This window comes from Oleiphilus sp. HI0067, assembly GCF_001635735.1.
In genome coordinates this window covers 1-796 of the sequence record NZ_LWFI01001589.1, presented here as the reverse complement: position 1 = coordinate 796, position 796 = coordinate 1, and the positions used below count along the sequence as shown (strand labels likewise).

The 796-nt window shown below is 42.7% G+C and carries 2 protein-coding genes; both read right to left on the bottom strand.

The annotated features are described in order from the left end of the window. Positions 1-439, bottom strand: a 439-nt coding sequence (locus tag A3739_RS25845; RefSeq protein ID WP_156502850.1) for a hypothetical protein, incomplete at its 3' end; no start/stop codon positions are given. 24 nt (positions 440-463) lie between these two features. Beyond that, a partial coding sequence (locus A3739_RS25840; RefSeq protein ID WP_068503288.1) for a DUF4442 domain-containing protein occupies positions 464-796 on the bottom strand: 333 nt, incomplete at its 5' end.

The window sequence follows — 796 nt, the reverse complement described above, 5'->3', positions numbered from 1 at the left end:
GGAATGTGAGGTAATTGGTTGGTAGCTCTTGGTCTCTATTTGGATTGCGACCTTCGGCTGAAATCCACTGCCAGCGATTATCAATGTTCTGAACGAGAATCCCATCAACACCTGTATTCGGCACGATTTCCAGCAGTAGTCGAGACTCTTTGATACGTCGTGGGATTTGAATTTTAAGCCAGAGAATAGGATGTTCGTCTAAGCGCCAAAATTGCTTGTTGAGCGCATCGAGCTGATACTGATTACCTTCAAGTGCATCCCAACTTTCGTTAGGCAGCTCAAGTATGTGCTGTAATGCTAGGTTGTCATGATCAATGAATGACCAGTATTGAAATTTGGTATTGTAGGAATTGGATGTAAACGCCCATACGCCAGCCCAGCAAAAGAAGGCAATAACAAGCACATAAAAGCTTGGGTTCTGGTGAAGTTTGTTTGTCACTATTTTACTGCTTTTACATCTAATTTAATGGCGGCGAAGTTGATAAATCCCTTTGCTTCGCGCTACAACTTGTCCTTGAGAATCAGTTAGACCACCGACAAGTTCGAATTCTACTTTTTCATTATCCATACATTGGGCCTGATAAGCTTCAATGTCTTCAGAGCTAAGACCGATACGGATTTGGATGTCGCCAAGAGCGGGCTTTAAATAATCGATCGTGAAGCTTTTAAGTATGGGATAGCACTTCGTAATATCGAAGTTCGCAAACCATAAAGCACCGCCAGGAATTTCCGCTAAGGTAAATAATGCACCTGCATACATCGCTCCAATGTGATTTTGATTTCCCTTCGCAGGCAT